Consider the following 15,424-nt stretch of genomic DNA (forward strand, 5'->3'; position numbering starts at 1 on the left):
AAAATCGTCCGTTTGCGGACAGTTTTGTTTGTTTTTAGTTTGTTAATATGCTGATAGTTAGGGATGTATTTTTTGTGGTATAAGATTTGGGAAGTTGCTCTTATCGCGTCCACACTAATCTTCTTCCCTCCATGCTGCTTAACTACTTTACGGTTGCTTTTCGAAACCTGATTCGGCACAGAGCCTTTTCAATCATCAACATTACGGGCTTAGCCATTGGCATTGCCGCTTGTCTGCTGATTCTGCAATACGTGGTCTTTGAGCTAAGTTATGACAAGTTTCACGCAAAAAGCGCCCGGATTTACCGCGTCCAGCAGAATCGGTATGAGGAAGGAAAATTGAGCACACAATGGGCTGCCGGTGCCTACGCGGTGGGAAATTCGTTCAAGGATGCTTTTCCCGAAGTGGAGGATTACGTCAAGCTTATTCAGCAACAGTCATTGATGGCTGATTATAAGCATAAAAACATCAAGCTTGAAAAAGGGTTTATTGCCAGTCCGTCGTTCTTTTCCGTATTTTCCTACCCACTTGTGGCTGGTAATCCTAAAGTCGCCCTGGAAAAACCCTACACCCTTGTTCTCGCCAAGTCGGCGGCGCAGCGTTTGTTCGGAACTGAGAATGCAGTCGGGAAAGCCGTTCGGCTGAATAACCGGGAGGCTTTTGAAGTAACGGGTGTTTATGAGGACATGCCCGCTAATACGCATCTGAAAGCGGATTATTTGATTTCCTACGCGACATTCATAACGCAGGCAGGGAAGGACAGTAAGCCCGACGAAGCCTGGGATTGGGACGGCTGTTTAACCTATCTTCTCCTGAAGCCCAGTGCAAATGCCCAGGCGCTTGAAGCCAAGTTTCCGGGTCTGGTGAAAAAGTTGATCGACAACGAGCCGACCCAAACGCATACGTCGGTGTCGTATCAGCTACAGCCGCTGCGCGATATTCATTTGTATTCGCACCTGATGATGGAGGCCGAAACCAACGGTGATGGACAAACGGTCTATTTACTGCTAGGAATCGCTTTTTTCATCATCGTTATTGCCTGGGTTAATTACATCAATCTGGCTACGGCGCGGGCGCTCAATCGGGCCAAAGAGGTGGGCGTGCGGAAAGCAGTTGGTTCGTTGCGGAGCCAGTTGATCACTCAATTTATTACCGAGTCGGCCGTACTCAACGCCATTGCCGTTTTGTTGGCGCTAGGAATCGTCGCTTTAGGCATTCCCATTTTTAACGATTTGTCGGGCCAGCAGCTAACCCTTTCCCTGCTCGAAAACGGAACGTTCTGGCTTTCTTTGTCGGCCCTTTTCCTGCTGGGGACTTTCCTGTCGGGGCTTTATCCGGCCTTTGTTTTGTCGGGCTTCAAGCCGGTTGAAGTGCTAAAAGGCAAGGTCGCCAACGCGCGTCAGGGAATTTTGCTCCGAAAATCACTGGTTGTGCTTCAGTTTGCCGCTTCGCTGTTTTTGCTGGTAGGAACGCTGGCTGTTTTTCGCCAGATTCAGTTTATGCGGGCCCAAAAGCTGGGGCTAGACATTGAACAGACCCTGATTATCAGGCCACCTCTGGTAAGCAACGATTCGACGTATTTGCAGCAGATGCAGGCGTTTAAAGAAGAGCTAACCCGCTTTGCAGCCATTCGCAGCGTTTCAGCCTCTACCACCATTCCCGGCCAGCCGGTTATCTGGAACGCGGGTGGAATTAAGGTGCTCGGAACTGAACGTAGCAGCCAATACCGGGTTATCGGAGTTGATTATGACTACTTGAAAACATATGGGTTAAAACTTATTAGCGGACGAAATTTTGCCAAAGAATTCGGCTCCGATCCGAAAGCACTCATTTTTAACAAAATGGCCGTGAAACAACTAGGCTTCGACAAACCCGAAGAGGCGATTGGCAAGCAGATTGATTTCTGGGGGGAAACCTTTACGCTGGTCGGGGTGGTGGATAATTTCCACCAGCAGTCTTTGCGGGAAGCTTACGAACCGCTGATTCTGCGGCTCATCCCGGATGTAAAAGGCTATTTTTCCGTTAAAATGATGGCCGGTCAATCCGCTCAGATGGTTTCCACCCTGAAAAGTGCCTGGAATCAATTTTTCCCCGGAAACCCGTTTGAATACTTTTTCCTGGACCAGCATTTTAATGATCAATACCGCGCCGATCAGCGATTCGGACAAGTGTTCGGCTTTTTCACCGCGTTGGCGATTCTGGTGGCCTGTCTCGGTCTATTCGGGCTGGCTTCGTTCACGACGATGCAGCGGACCAAAGAAATCGGCATTCGGAAAGTGCTGGGCGCGTCGGTCGGCGAAATCCTGCGGTTGCTGTACAAAGATTTTGCCGTTCTGGTCCTTGTTAGCTCCGTCATTGCCACGCCGTTGGCCTGGTATGCCATTAGCCAGTGGCTACAGAGTTACGCCTTCCGGGTCGATCAGCCCTGGTGGGTCTTTGTCGTGCCTCTCTTTGTCGTTATGCTGGTTGCCTTGGCTACCGTTAGTTTCCAGTCGGTAAAAGCGGCCCTGACGAACCCAGTGAAAAGCCTCAAGACGGAATAAATAGTCGGCTACCGGATTCTTTATTGCCATAGTACTTTATTTATCCGAACAGATCTAAACAACTAAACAACAAATGCTACGTAACTACTTCAAAATTGCCTGGCGAAACTTGATGAAGAGCAAGATTTTCTCGTTCATCAACGTCGTTGGACTAGCCGTTGGTTTGACGTGCTGTATCCTGATTGCTGCCTTTGTAACGGATGAGTTGAGTTATGATCGGTATCCAGCTCAGGCGGAGCAGATTTACCGAGTTGAATTACACCTAACTGAAAATGAGAGCGTAACTGATTTTTCGAATGTAGACGGGGCAGTTGGCCCGGGCATAAAGGAGGCTTTCCCGGAGGTGCAGAATGTTACTCGTCTGTTGCCGAGGGGAGACGTTTTCATGCGTTACGAAGATAAGCAGTTTAAGGAAAAAACCATCGCCTTTGTTGATTCCAACTTTCTGGAAATCTTCTCGCTTCCGCTGTCGGAGGGCGATCGCAAAACGGCACTCAGGGAACCGGGGTCAATTGTCGTTACCAGAGCATTTGCGCAAAAATATTTTGGAAATGGCCCCGCGCTGGGTAAAGCAATCCTGTTTGGGAAAAGTGAAGAGGTTCGTAAAGTGACGGGCGTCATCGAAAAAATTCCCGGCAACACGCATTTTCACTTCGATGCTTTTTTGAGTACGGCTGATCTGGGCCAGCGGCAACCTACCTGGAGTAACGTTGGATTTTACACGTACATCGTTCTGGATAAAAACGCAGATCCGGCAAAACTGGAAGCCAAATTTCCGCAATTGGTGGCCAAGCACGTGGTTCCAGAAATACAGCGCGATATGGGCGTCAGTCTGGCCGAAGCCCAAAAGTCGGTCAATACGTTTCGCTTTTTTCTCCTGCCGTTGACGGACATTCACCTGCATTCTGCTTCGAAGTTCGAACTGGCGGCAAATGGCAATATTAATTCGGTTTATATTTTCAGCATTCTGGCCGTTTTTATTCTGCTCCTGGCGATTGTCAATTTTACCAACTTATCGACGGCCAGTGCTGCGGGACGCGCTAAAGAAATTGGGATCCGAAAGGTAATGGGTTCGGTCAAGGCGCAGTTGATTAACCAGTTCCTGCTCGAATCCATTTTGCTTACGTTTCTGGCCCTGCTGCTCGCCGTGCTGGCCAGTAGTCTGTTGTTGCCTTATTTCAATCAACTGGCCGGGAAAGAAATTCTGCTCCCTAGCCTGTTGTCGGTACGAAATCTCGTTTTGATGTTGGTCTTTGGCCTTGGCGTGGGGGTCCTGGCAGGGGCTTATCCGGCTTTTTTGCTTTCGCTATCCAAAATCACGGCGGTTTTGAAAGGCGGGTCCACCTTACAGGCGAGTCGGCGCAGTGCGTTACGAAGTGGCCTGGTTGTCTTTCAGTTTGCCATTTCCGGGACGTTGATCATCGCCACAACGGTGGCTTACCAGCAATTGCATTTCATGCAGAATAAAACGGTCGGGTATGACAAAGACCAGGTTTTGGTGATTCAGGATTCCTACATGCTGGGTCAGAATGAAAAAGTATTCAAACAGCAACTGCTCGGAGATAGTCGCGTCATTCAGGCGAGTGTTTCGGGAAATGTTCCGGTAGGTCTGGGCAGCGGCACGGAAGGCACGCAGATTTACGCGAAACGAGAGCAGGGCAACGAGCAGCGCGCCGAAATTCAGACGGGTGTTTACCGGGTAGATGAGGACTACCTCGCTACTTTGGGCATACAATTGAAAGCAGGACGGTTTCTTTCGAAAGAATTTTTGAGCGATACGGCAGCGGCCATCATCAACGAAACGGCTGTTCGCGAATTAGGTCTGGGAAAAACCAGCCCCATCGGTAAAAAGATTGTTCGTTCCGGGCAAAGGGAGTTTACCATCGTTGGCGTGGTGAAGGACTTTCATTACACATCTACCCGGCAAAAAATTGCGCCGCTGGTGATGTTATCCATGCGCAATTCTGGGGCGATTCTGGTAAAAGTCAAAGCCACGGACGTTGCGGAGCTGGTGGCTTCGTTCAAGCAGCAATGGGCCGCCTTTAATCCGCCTGCCCCTTTTACGTACACGTTTCTGGACGATCGTTTTGAGTCCTTGTACGAAAGTGAACAGAAGACCAGCCAATTGTTCACCATCTTCGCGGTGATATCGATTGTTATTGCCTGTCTGGGCTTGTTTGGGCTGGCGGCCTTTACCGCCGAGAGTCGCACGAAGGAGATTGGCGTTCGAAAGGTGTTGGGTGCCTCGGTGCCAAATATCATTTTGCTCCTCTCCGGTGATTTCCTGAAGCTGGTGCTCATTGCCATCGTTATCGCGTCGCCGCTGGCGTGGTTCGCCATGAATCGCTGGCTGGAAGATTTTGCCTACCGGGTCGAAATTAGCTGGTGGGTCTTTGCACTGGCGGGTGTTCTGGCCGTTGTCATTGCGTTTGTAACCGTGAGCTTTCAGAGCGTCAAAGCCGCGTTGACAAATCCCGTGAAAAGCCTGAAGGCCGAATAGAGGAAATCTGGTTTGTTTCTATTAAATCTGAAATCTACCACCTACTATACCTACACACGGCATATGCTCAAGAACTATCTTAAAATTGCGTATCGAAACCTAATCAGGCAGAAAGGCTTTTCGGCGATCAACATTACAGGCCTCACCGTTGGGCTTACCTGCTGCTGTTTGATCGTCTTGTTTGTGCGGCATGAATTGAGCTACGATACCTTCCAGAAAAAATACGACCGCATCTACCGGATTACGTACCTGCCGAAATTCGCGGGACTAACGGAACCGCTGGCATTAACCCCGCCGCCGGTCTCGCCTTTGCTGACGGAAGCCTTCTCGGAAATCGAAAGATCAGCGCGTGTATACCGCAGCAGCGCCACCATTGAAGTGCCTAACCAACGGCATGAAAATCCGCTCAAATTCGATGAAGAGCGTTTCTTCTTCGGAGACTCGACCCTATTGGATATTTTCTCGTTCCAGTTCCGGCAGGGCGATCCGCGTACGGCGCTGAAAGACAAGTTCACCGTGGTTATCACCGACGAAATTGCCGCCAAGTATTTCGGGTCTGAAAATCCGTTGGGAAAAACGCTGCTTTACGAAGGGAAGCACCCGTTGCGGGTGACGGGCGTGGTGGATAAATTCCCGGATAACTCGCATATCCACCTGGATTTGCTGGCTAATTATGAGACCATGTTCGCGACGGAAAGCGAAACGGCCCGCCAAAATCTTCCGCAAAATTGGGTCATTTCGCACGGCTATACGTATGTTCTGCTCCGACCGGGCCGTTCGCCAGAGACAGTGAATGCGCGTTTTCCGCAGTTTTTGATGACTCATGCCGATAAAGAATTGGCGAAAGACATTGTGTATAAGCTGGAAGCCATGAAGGATTTTCACCTTCGGTCCGACGCGCAGAACACCCCCGAAGCACCGGGCAGCCTGACTTATCTGTACATTTTTGTCGGTATTGCCTTGATTACGCTGCTAATCGCCTGCATCAACTTCGTGAATCTGTCAACGGCGCGGTCGCTGAAACGGGCGAAGGAGGTGGGCATTCGAAAAGTATTGGGCAGCGAAAAAAAGCAGTTAATTGCGCAATTTTTGGGTGAATCCATGCTGTTGAGTTTCATTGCGTTGGCTCTGACTTTTGTGGCAATTGCGCTGTTATTACCCGCTCTGAACAACCTGACCGGCAAGCAATTTACGCTAGGTTACGTCCTGAATGACGGCTGGTTTGTGGCTGCCTTTGTTGGAATTGCGCTGCTGACGGGGCTGCTTTCCGGTAGTTACCCCGCCTTTTTTGTATCCGGTTTTCAGCCCATCGCCACGTTGAAAGGAAGTTTTATAAGCCGTAAGGCCAAGGGTGGGGCCGTGCGTCAATTACTGCTTGGCGTGCAGTTTGTGGCTTCCATTGCCTTGATTATCGGTGCTTTGGTTACGTTTCAGCAGTTGCGCTACGTGCAGAACCAGCCGTTGGGGTTTAAAAAAGACTTTATTATCACGGCCAATACTCGAAACGAAAAAATTACCAATGTATTCGCGAATCGAACCGACAGCACGTATTATCGTCTGAGGACGTTCCGGGATATTTTGCTGAAAAACCCGCAGATTCAGCAGGTTACCTTATCAACGGGGGGCATGGGAGCCGGGTCGGTTCGGCGCAATGTGGTACCGGAAGGCCGTACCAGCGATGATCTGCTGTTCATTGGAGCGATGGGCGTAGATTTTAATTTTGCCCAGACGTACGGTCTTAAATTCGTAGCAGGGCGGGATCTGTCTGAAGATTTCCCGACCGATAAAACGGAGGGTTTTCTGATCAACGAGACGGGGGTCAAACAATTAGGCTGGAAAACGGCGGCGGAAGCCGTTGGGAAGTCGCTCAATCTGGAAGGCAAGCAGGGCAAAATTGTCGGAGTACTGAAAGATTTTCATAACCAATCGCTGCAAAATCCCATCGAAGGCATGTTGCTGACCATCGATCAGCCCTTATTAAGGCTGTTTTCCATCAAGATAAACACCCAGAACAGCGCTGAAACTATTAAGGTGATTCAAAAAGAGTGGGATCGGTATTTCCCGGAAAAAGAATTTGCGTATGAATTTCTGGATCAGACCATCGAGCGTCTGTATGAGCGCGAGCAGCGATTTGGCAAGCTCATTGGCTATTTTGCCGGTCTGGCTATCTTGATTTCCTGCCTTGGTTTGTACGGACTGGTGGCACTAGTAACGCAGCAGAAAACTAAGGAAATCGGCATTCGCAAAGTGCTGGGCGCGTCGGTTGGCAGCATCGTCGGGCTCTTGTCGCGGGATTTTGTTCTGCTGGTTGTGGCGTCTCTGGTTATAGCCTCGCCGCTCGCGTGGTGGGTCATGAACGACTGGCTAAAAGGGTTCGCTTACCGCATTGACCTGGCGTGGTGGATTTTTGCGCTGGCGGGGCTGCTGGTTGTAGTCGTAACGTTGCTGACGGTGAGTCTCCAAAGCATCAAGGCCGCTTTAATTAATCCGGTGAAGAGTCTACGGAGCGAATAAGGTGGCCTTTTCTGGTTGGGCGCTTTATAGGCCCAACCAGAAAAGAAGCTATTTTTTGGTGAGTTCCATCAACCGAATATTCCGCCAGCGCACTTCCATTGGACGCTCTACCTTAGTGCCGTGTACTTGCAGGGCAATAAAGCCGGTGGTTGCCAGTGTATCGGTATAATCGGTGGTTTTTACGCCGTTCAGGAATATTTTGACAGATTTCCCCCAGGCTTCGATGCGGTATTTATTCCAGTCGTGCTTTTTATACGCTTTTTGACCGGCCGGATTGTCTTTGAGGTTAACCAGCCAGGCCCGCCGGGCTTCGTCGTACAGGCCACCGCTCCAGGCCCGGGTAGAGGCGTCGATTTCGGCCTGGTAGCCGTGTACGCGCCCATTTTTGTAGGAGGGTAGACTCTGGCTCCGAAACTGAATCCCCGAATTCATGGCGGTGTCCATCTTGGCCTCCAGCTCCAGAACAAAATCATCGTAATTCCTATCCGTACACAAAAACGTGTTCTGCGAATTGGGTTTGGAAGTGCCCACAATCTCGCCGTTTTCAATGCGGTAGTCATTCTTCACTTTTTCACCCCGGATGGTCCAGCCGGAGAAATCTTTCCCGTTAAAGAGAGAAACCCACTTGTCCTTTTCAGGTGCGATAAAGGCAGCCAGAAACAGCAGATTGAGTAAGGCAAAAGATGCTTTTTTCATGAGCGCGGTTGGTTAATTGCAGCGTTTACTAAAGTCTGGAAAAAGCATAATCTACCCGGTTTGCGGCTGGCTACTGGCTAGCGTCGGGAGCAGCAAAAATCTTTTTGTCGGTGATCAGCTCCCGGTGCTCTTCCAGAAATTGCTTGAACAACCGGATCTCTTCCATCTGCTTTTCAATTGGATGCGTGAGCGAATAACTTTCCACGTAAACATCCTTGAAGTCGGTAATCAGGTATTCCATTAGGCGAATGCCGCGTTTTTTCAGGGCGTGGAGGTACAGATTCTGGTGGTTGTGCACGAAGCGGTTGGGCTGGTAGGACGCCGTGGTTTTAATATCAACAGCTTTGAACTTACCGATCAGATCGACATAGCCATAAAACAGAACATCATCGATCTGGTACGTGCAGTACACCTGGGTTTCGACGATGGGGCGGGGGAGAAGCTTGCGGATTTTTTGCAGAATGTCAACGCTGAACTGCTCTTCGCCCTCACCTTTGACAACGGCATCTTCAAAACGGGTGCCTCGTTCCTGCGCAACAGTGGTTGGGCTTGGAACGCGGTTAATGGTATCGAGCAGTTGCTGAGCCCCAAAATTGGCTCCGTTCAGGTAACGGGAAAAGGTATTCAGCAAGGTTGGGTAGAAGCGGTATCGAATCATAAAACCATAGACTTTAGTCCGTCAACAAGACAGATGCGGTTTGTGTTCACGGACCAAAGTCTATGGTAGAATCAGTTTTTAACCACCAGTATGGCACCCACAAGAACGAGTACTACGCCCAGAAGTCGCCAGCCATTAGCTGAATGCTGCACGAACCCCATCAGGCCATAATGATCGTAGATAACGGCCGCAATGAGCTGGCCAGCGATGCTCAGGCAAAGCAGGCTGGCTACGCCAACGCGCGGGACGGCCACAATAACCGTAACGATGTAGAACGCGCCTAGCAGGCCACCCGTCCATTTCCACCAGCTAATTTGCCGGACCGCTTCGAGCGTTGGTATTGGACCACCAATGATTAGTTGAAGACCAATAAGCGAGAAAAAACCAATGGCAAAAGAGCCGACGGCCGCTAGTAGGGGATTGGACAGTCCTTGCCGGAGCTGAGAATTAACCCCCGATTGAGTGCTGTTGGCCACCCCGGTCAGAAACGCAAAAAGGTAATATAAAATCGCCATATTGCTTACGGAACATACGACTCCAGCAACGTCATCTCACCATCTGGAATCAGGGTGATTTGCTTGATGGCGGCGGGGATAAGAGCGCATTCACCCGTGCGCAAACTGGTTTGAGCCCCTTCGGCCTGGATGGTGACACCGCCCCCGACGCAGACCAGAATCACAAACGAATCGATGTGGGCATAGTCGTGCATCACTTCCTGATCAAAATGGATCACATTGGTCGTGAAATACGGACAACTAACCGCATTGACACTCTGGTTCAGCCGCGATTCGTAGTGGGTTTTGTAATCGTCGTAATGTTTGTAATCAATGGCGTCGACGGCGAGTTCGGTGTGCAGTTCCCGCGTCTGGCCTTTATCGTCTTTCCGGTCAAAATCGTAGATGCGGTAGGTAATGTCGGAGGTTTGCTGAATTTCGGCCAGCAAGCAACCCTTACCGATGTAGTGAACGCGGCCTGCGGGCAGAAAAAATACATCACCTTCCTCGACTTTCTCCATGTTCAGGATATCGGGCAAGGTATTTTCTTCCACTGCTTTGATGTATTCTTCGCGGCTCACTTCCCGGTTAAAACCCGAGTTCAGCTCAGCCCCTTCGTCGGCCTGAAGGATATACCACATTTCGGTTTTTCCGAAGCTGTTATGCCGTTTTTTCGCCAGTTCGTCGTTCGGGTGTACCTGAATCGACAGATCGTCGTTGGCATCGATGAACTTCACCAGCAGGGGAAAGGTGTCGCCGAATTTTTCGTAAACATGCGCTCCCACCAGATCCCCTTTGTGTTCAGCCAGAAGCGCTTCCAGACTTTGGCCTTTTAGCGCTCCTTCTTTCACCACGGAGACGTTGCCCTCCACGCCCGAAATTTCCCAGGTTTCGCCGCAGTTGGGCAGGGGAGAAAAATCTTTTCCGAGAACCGTTTTAATTTTCTGGCCGCCCCAGATTTTGTCTTTGAAAATGGTTTCAAACGTGAGTGGATAGAGAGACATAGTGTTTGTTTTAGTGTTTCGGCTAGTTACAGAACTTGCTCCAGCATACGAATATACAATTCGACGCCCTGTTCAATTTCCCGCAAATAAATAAATTCATCGGCCGTATGCGAACGCTCCGAATGGCCCGGACCGCATTTCAGCGAAGGACAGTCGAGCAGCGCCTGGTCGGAGGTGGTGGGCGAGCCGTAGGTCTCCCGGCCCAGCCAGATTCCGGCCTTCACGATGGGGTGATCCTCCGGAATACTCGACGGTTTCAGCCGAATTGAGCGCGGCTTGACTTCCGATTGAATGTGACGCTGAATGGTTTCAACAATCTCTTCCAGGGTGTATTGCTCGGTGGCCCGAACGTCAATGGTAAAGCTGCACGCATCGGGCACCACGTTGTGCTGCGAACCAGCATTGATCACCGTCACGGACATTTTGATGGGTCCCAGCGTGGGCGACACTTTTGGAAACTGATAATTCGTAATCCATTCGATGTCTTTCAGGGCTTTGTAGATGGCATTTTCGCCTTCGTTGCGGGCCGCGTGTCCCGATTTTCCGTGCGCTACGCAGTCAAGCACCAGCAAGCCTTTTTCGGCAATAGCCAGGTGCATCTGGGTTGGTTCGCCCACAATGGCAAAGCTGATGGGAGGCATCTCGGGCAGAATGAGTTCCAGCCCTTCGCGGCCCGAAATTTCTTCTTCAGCCGTAGCCGCCAGGATCAGGTTATAAGCCATATCCTGCTTTTTATAAAAATGGCAGAAGGCGGCGATAAGCGACACCAGACAACCGCCGGCATCGTTGCTACCCAGACCATACAGTTTTCCTTCGCGTTCGAGCGGTTTGAACGGATCGAGTTTCCAGGAAGGATTGGGTTTCACCGTGTCGTGGTGAGAGTTCAGCAGAATCGTTGGCTTGGCCGGATCGAAATAACGATTGTGCGTCCAGATGTTATTTTTGGTTCGTTTGTAAGGAATACCGTGTTCCTGGAAAAACTGCTCGATCAGCTGGGCAGTTTTTGCTTCTTCGCGGCTGAAAGACGGCGTTGCAATCAGGCGTTTTAGCAGATAGATGGCTGATTCTGTAATGGTTTCCAACGAGTAGGCCGTTAATTGTGAAATCATATCCTCTTCAAGTACAAGTTACAAATGCCAGTCTCAGACGGTGTTCTGAGGTGGTTTACTCTTCATAAAATTTAATGCCTTTTTCGCGCAAAAATTGCTTGATGACATCAACGTGTATGCATTCTCCGACGTTCAGAAACGGATAATTGGAGACAATTGTTTTCCGGCCATTGATAATCACTTCCTCATCCACCACGTCGAGCTTCAAATGCAGGTGACGGGTGGCACTTTGCAGGCCGTAGACAGTGCCGTTGGTATCGAAAAGCGGACCGCCGCTCTGACCAGGGAGGCCCGGTGTACTCATTTCAACGCTCGAAAGCACCCCATTGTTATCCGTGCGTAAGCGGGTCACGATACCATCTACCGGAAAATAAGGCGTATTGGAGCGCCCTTCCGTGTTCCATTCAATTTCGTCTTTTTCTTTGTTGTATTGGTGATTCTTGAATTCAGGAAAGGGATAACCCAACCGGCACAGTGATTTTCCTGGCTTGATCTTCCGGCTGTCTTTCAGAAAAACGGCGTGCGAATTATACTGAATCTGTTTATACCCCAAAAACTGGATAATGGCCAGATCGTATGTGGGGTGCATGTGCAGCTCAAAAGCGGGTTCTTCACTGTCAACCGTATTCGGAAATTTATGGCGAAGCTGAACGATCGTTCCGGGCTTCAAATCGTATTTTTTCTCTAAGTCAACCAGTTTGCGATCGAACTGTTTATCCCGCAAAATCGACTGACGCTCACCCAGGAAGTTGAGGTGATTCTGACGATATTTTTCAGGATTGATGAGGCTTTCGGCAACGTGCTTGCAGGTAATGGCGCAACCGAATTCATTCACAAAAAACAGGGTTGAGCTGGTCCGGTTAATTATGCTACCGCCGTAGGCGCGGCTGATTGTCAGAATGGGCCGTAAAAATGTACTTATTCGCTCAATGGCTTCAACAAACATAGTTAGGGGTCAAAACAGAGGCGCAAGATACGCTGGTAATGAATAATGAGCAATGAACCAAGGTACCGCAAAGGTCACTTTTAGGGGTTCAGAGCCCATTATTCATTGCATTTTAATCTTACTTGCACTCGGCCAGAATTCGCTGGTGGTTGGTAATGTAGGCATCATCACCGGCTTTCTTGGCTAACTCCAGACCGGCAGTGGCATCGGCTCTGGCCGACTTGCAGTCTCCCATTTTGGCGGCAATCTTTCCGCGCAGGTAATACGTCCAGTATTCTTTCTGAGTTTCAATGACTTTGCTGGCCCATTCGTGGGCTTGTTTCAAGTCACGGTTGTTCTGGTAATAATAGTCAGCAGCGGCAAAAAACACGTCTGACTTGGCGGCTGGATTGGCCGTTTGCTCCTTGATCTGCGCCATAATTTTTTCGTCTGGATTGTTCTCCATCGGAAATTTGACTTCTACGTTTTCCCAGCGCAGCGCCAGCATGGCTTTGGTAGCCGTAAAATCGGTAAATTCAATCGTGAAGGCTTCGGCAGGCGTCGTTAGTTTGGTTGGCTTTACCGTAAAACGGAGAACATCATTTTCGGGCTTATACTCAAACGAACCAAACGAATTGGCGCTTTTGCTCAAAATAACAGTCCACTCGGTCGGGTTGGGAATGGTGAACAAGGCGTAGGAACCAGCCGCTACGTTTTGCCCGTTCACGAGCATATCTTCCGAAAATGTAAGTTTAGTGGCCTGGTTGGCTCCCGTCCGCCAGACTTTGCCGTAAGGGAGCTGTTCGCCAAACATTTTCCGGCCTTTCAGTGAGGGGCGGCTGTAGTTAACCGAAACTTTAGAGAGTCCAACCACCTGCGAAACTGAAGCCGCTGGGCTGGGTTGGGGCGTTTGAATCTGGGCGTAGCTAAGTGAGCCGAGGCCAAGGGCCAGCACCAGCGTAAGGATGGATTTTTTCATGGTTTCAAAAAGAGCGATTGGTTTTGGGTGCAATTTACGGCTCGGCTCGGTTTTTAGAGACTAGTTTCGGATAAGCGGGACCAAAACGCAACGTGACCAGAAGCAAATTCTTTTCTCCCCATAACCTGACTCCCGTAAACAACCCATGCCTTAGCGAGTTACTATATGCATAATAAAATCAATTGCGTTATGGAAGATCAATCGAAAGAAGACCAAATCAGAGCAAAACAAGCTATATCACCAGCTGGACTGGCCGATCAGTCTGGCGATGCAAAGGGTGGAGTTGGTAGTGAGCTGCCGGATGAAGAAATTCCGGAAGTGCCAATTACCGAGATCGAGGAGAACTACCTGGACGAAAATGATAACCTGGATGGGGTACGTCAGACGCACCCAAACCGCAATACGGACAAGCCGGACTTAGACAAGCCGGCTTACGGAGGCGGTCACTAAAAAAGAATCATCGGATGGGTCATAACCCATCCGATGTTTATGAGTCCATGCGTACAATCTGGGGCTGGAACGTTCCGAGAACATCCACCAGATTTTGCTGAAAACTCATGACCTGGTTAATGTCTTTATAAGCCATCGGAGCTTCGTCGAGACCGCCACCGATCAAAGTGATTCCCTGTTCTTTGAGGGCAGCGTTCATCTGCGAATGCGTAATGCTGTTTTTGGCCGCTGTTCGCGACATGCGCCGTCCTGCTCCGTGCGAGGCTGAATCGAGTGCAGTTGCTTCGCCCTTTCCCTGAACGATAAACCCCGGCTGCGTCATCGACCCCGGAATAACCCCCAAGACGCCTTTCCCAGCGGGTGTAGCACCTTTGCGATGCACAATCAATTCCCGGCCTTCGTGCATTTCCTTCCAGGCGAAATTATGGTGATTTTCAACCATTTTAAGCGGGTTTTCACCCAGCGCGCGCGCTACTTTGCGGTGAATCTGGTGGTGACAGGCCGACGCGTAATCTCCGGCCAGATTCATGCTAAGCCAGTATTGTTGCCCTTCTTCTGAATCCAGCGACAGCCAGGCCAGGTGTTTTGCCTCGCGGGGCAGAGGCGTTTTGTGCATGGCCAATTTCGTGAAATGATCCGCGATGGACGCACCTAATCCGCGCGAACCCGAATGCGACAAGAGCGCCAGATAGGTGCCCGGTGGAACCTTAAAGTCATCGTCATCCTGATTCGATGCCGTAATTTCGACAATACCGAATTCGGCGAAGTGATTGCCGGAGCCCGAGGTGCCAATCTGCCGAACGGCCTTATGATGCAGGCTACGCAGAAGCGGAATTTCCTGAAACGCTTTTCGGGCCAGGACCTCGTCATCCATTGGTTTGGAAAATTCCTGCCCTGCCCCAAACAGGGTCTCGCGTTGCAGAATATTTTTCAGACGGCTTACATCGCTGTGCACGAGCTGGGCGGGTAAATCATAAATACTCAGGCACATCCGGCAGCCAATATCGACGCCAACCCCAAAGGGAATCACCGCGTTTTCGGCGGCTAGCACGCCTCCAATGGGCAACCCGTACCCTTGATGCGCATCCGGCATCAAGGCTCCCGCCGCCGTAATGGGCAACCGCATGGCAACTTCCATTTGATTGATGGCCCCCGCTTCGATGTGATCAGCCCCAAAAACCGTATATTCTTTTCGCTCTTCATTCAGAGGGATTTCCACATAAGGTTTGCCGGCATTAGCTGGCTTCTCGACCAGTTCGGCAGCGATTTTACTCAGGGTTGCATTGTGAATATAATCTTCTGGATTTTCCAGCACTTTTTGAAGCAGGTCTATGGCTTCTTGCTGCTTTGTATGCTTGAAGTTTTGCTGCATAACGGCAAGCGCAATGCTGATTACTTTGCCTTCTGGATAGCCAATTCGACGAAGGTCTTTTCCGGTTAAATGAAGCTTTGTTGCCATTTTATTAGGAATTGAACACAACAACTAAACGGTTTTAATCCGTAAGCGGCCCAAAAAGTTAGGCAAATATTCGCTTATCAATGCGTATTTTTC

At 50.1% G+C, this 15,424-nt stretch carries 12 protein-coding genes; 4 read left to right on the top strand and 8 right to left on the bottom strand.

The window, feature by feature from the left end:
* The first annotated feature begins 131 nt into the window (after window positions 1-131).
* The 3 genes from L0Y31_RS09355 to L0Y31_RS09365 all read left to right on the top strand — a co-directional run bounded on the left by L0Y31_RS09355 (window position 132) and on the right by L0Y31_RS09365 (window position 7,557).
* Complete coding sequence (locus L0Y31_RS09355; RefSeq protein WP_234736860.1) at window positions 132-2,543, top strand: ABC transporter permease; 2,412 nt, start codon at window positions 132-134, stop codon at window positions 2,541-2,543.
* A gap of 73 nt (window positions 2,544-2,616) precedes the next feature.
* Window positions 2,617-5,043, top strand: a complete 2,427-nt coding sequence (locus L0Y31_RS09360; RefSeq protein WP_234736861.1) for an ABC transporter permease — start codon at window positions 2,617-2,619, stop codon at window positions 5,041-5,043.
* A gap of 63 nt (window positions 5,044-5,106) precedes the next feature.
* Complete coding sequence (locus L0Y31_RS09365; RefSeq protein WP_234736862.1) at window positions 5,107-7,557, top strand: ABC transporter permease; 2,451 nt, start codon at window positions 5,107-5,109, stop codon at window positions 7,555-7,557.
* A gap of 48 nt (window positions 7,558-7,605) precedes the next feature.
* Here the strand turns inward: L0Y31_RS09365 and L0Y31_RS09370 are convergent, their stop codons facing one another.
* From L0Y31_RS09370 to L0Y31_RS09400, 7 genes are all read right to left on the bottom strand, one after another.
* On the bottom strand, window positions 7,606-8,253 hold the full coding sequence (locus L0Y31_RS09370) for a 3-keto-disaccharide hydrolase (protein ID WP_234736863.1): 648 nt from the start codon (window positions 8,251-8,253) through the stop codon (window positions 7,606-7,608).
* A 70-nt stretch (window positions 8,254-8,323) separates the two neighbouring features.
* Window positions 8,324-8,911: a PD-(D/E)XK nuclease family protein gene (locus L0Y31_RS09375; RefSeq protein WP_234736864.1), complete on the bottom strand. Its 588-nt coding sequence runs from the start codon at window positions 8,909-8,911 to the stop codon at window positions 8,324-8,326.
* A 71-nt stretch (window positions 8,912-8,982) separates the two neighbouring features.
* Entirely contained in the window at window positions 8,983-9,426 is a 444-nt protein-coding gene (locus L0Y31_RS09380; RefSeq protein ID WP_234736865.1) for a DMT family transporter, read from the bottom strand.
* A 5-nt stretch (window positions 9,427-9,431) separates the two neighbouring features.
* Complete coding sequence (locus L0Y31_RS09385) at window positions 9,432-10,409, bottom strand: type I phosphomannose isomerase catalytic subunit (protein WP_234736866.1); 978 nt, start codon at window positions 10,407-10,409, stop codon at window positions 9,432-9,434.
* A 26-nt stretch (window positions 10,410-10,435) separates the two neighbouring features.
* Window positions 10,436-11,518, bottom strand: a complete 1,083-nt coding sequence (locus L0Y31_RS09390) for a M20 family metallo-hydrolase (RefSeq protein WP_234736867.1) — start codon at window positions 11,516-11,518, stop codon at window positions 10,436-10,438.
* A 55-nt stretch (window positions 11,519-11,573) separates the two neighbouring features.
* Complete coding sequence (locus L0Y31_RS09395) at window positions 11,574-12,464, bottom strand: S1 family peptidase (RefSeq protein ID WP_234736868.1); 891 nt, start codon at window positions 12,462-12,464, stop codon at window positions 11,574-11,576.
* Between the two features lie 118 nt (window positions 12,465-12,582).
* Window positions 12,583-13,422 (bottom strand): DUF2911 domain-containing protein, encoded by an 840-nt coding sequence (locus tag L0Y31_RS09400; RefSeq protein ID WP_234736869.1) that lies wholly within the window; start codon window positions 13,420-13,422, stop codon window positions 12,583-12,585.
* A gap of 189 nt (window positions 13,423-13,611) precedes the next feature.
* Here L0Y31_RS09400 and L0Y31_RS09405 point away from each other — a divergent pair, with 189 nt between their 5' ends.
* Entirely contained in the window at window positions 13,612-13,872 is a 261-nt protein-coding gene (locus L0Y31_RS09405; RefSeq protein ID WP_234736870.1) for a hypothetical protein, read from the top strand.
* A 37-nt stretch (window positions 13,873-13,909) separates the two neighbouring features.
* Here the strand turns inward: L0Y31_RS09405 and L0Y31_RS09410 are convergent, their stop codons facing one another.
* Window positions 13,910-15,331, bottom strand: a complete 1,422-nt coding sequence (locus L0Y31_RS09410) for an RtcB family protein (protein ID WP_234736871.1) — start codon at window positions 15,329-15,331, stop codon at window positions 13,910-13,912.
* Window positions 15,332-15,424: the final 93 nt, after the last annotated feature.

This window comes from Tellurirhabdus bombi (assembly GCF_021484805.1).
Taxonomy (GTDB): Bacteria; Bacteroidota; Bacteroidia; order Cytophagales; family Spirosomataceae; genus Tellurirhabdus; species Tellurirhabdus bombi.

Excerpts from the sequence above, each read along its gene's own strand:
- L0Y31_RS09355 (WP_234736860.1), top strand. The coding sequence starts at position 132 with ATGCTGCTTAACTACTTTACGGTTGCTTTTCGAAACCTGATTCGGCAC.
- L0Y31_RS09360 (WP_234736861.1), top strand. The coding sequence starts at position 2,617 with ATGCTACGTAACTACTTCAAAATTGCCTGGCGAAACTTGATGAAGAGC.
- L0Y31_RS09365 (WP_234736862.1), top strand. The coding sequence starts at position 5,107 with ATGCTCAAGAACTATCTTAAAATTGCGTATCGAAACCTAATCAGGCAG.
- L0Y31_RS09370 (WP_234736863.1), bottom strand. The coding sequence starts at position 8,253 with ATGAAAAAAGCATCTTTTGCCTTACTCAATCTGCTGTTTCTGGCTGCC.
- L0Y31_RS09375 (WP_234736864.1), bottom strand. The coding sequence starts at position 8,911 with ATGATTCGATACCGCTTCTACCCAACCTTGCTGAATACCTTTTCCCGT.
- L0Y31_RS09380 (WP_234736865.1), bottom strand. The coding sequence starts at position 9,426 with ATGGCGATTTTATATTACCTTTTTGCGTTTCTGACCGGGGTGGCCAAC.
- L0Y31_RS09385 (WP_234736866.1), bottom strand. The coding sequence starts at position 10,409 with ATGTCTCTCTATCCACTCACGTTTGAAACCATTTTCAAAGACAAAATC.
- L0Y31_RS09390 (WP_234736867.1), bottom strand. The coding sequence starts at position 11,518 with ATGATTTCACAATTAACGGCCTACTCGTTGGAAACCATTACAGAATCA.
- L0Y31_RS09395 (WP_234736868.1), bottom strand. The coding sequence starts at position 12,464 with ATGTTTGTTGAAGCCATTGAGCGAATAAGTACATTTTTACGGCCCATT.
- L0Y31_RS09400 (WP_234736869.1), bottom strand. The coding sequence starts at position 13,422 with ATGAAAAAATCCATCCTTACGCTGGTGCTGGCCCTTGGCCTCGGCTCA.
- L0Y31_RS09405 (WP_234736870.1), top strand. The coding sequence starts at position 13,612 with ATGGAAGATCAATCGAAAGAAGACCAAATCAGAGCAAAACAAGCTATA.
- L0Y31_RS09410 (WP_234736871.1), bottom strand. The coding sequence starts at position 15,331 with ATGGCAACAAAGCTTCATTTAACCGGAAAAGACCTTCGTCGAATTGGC.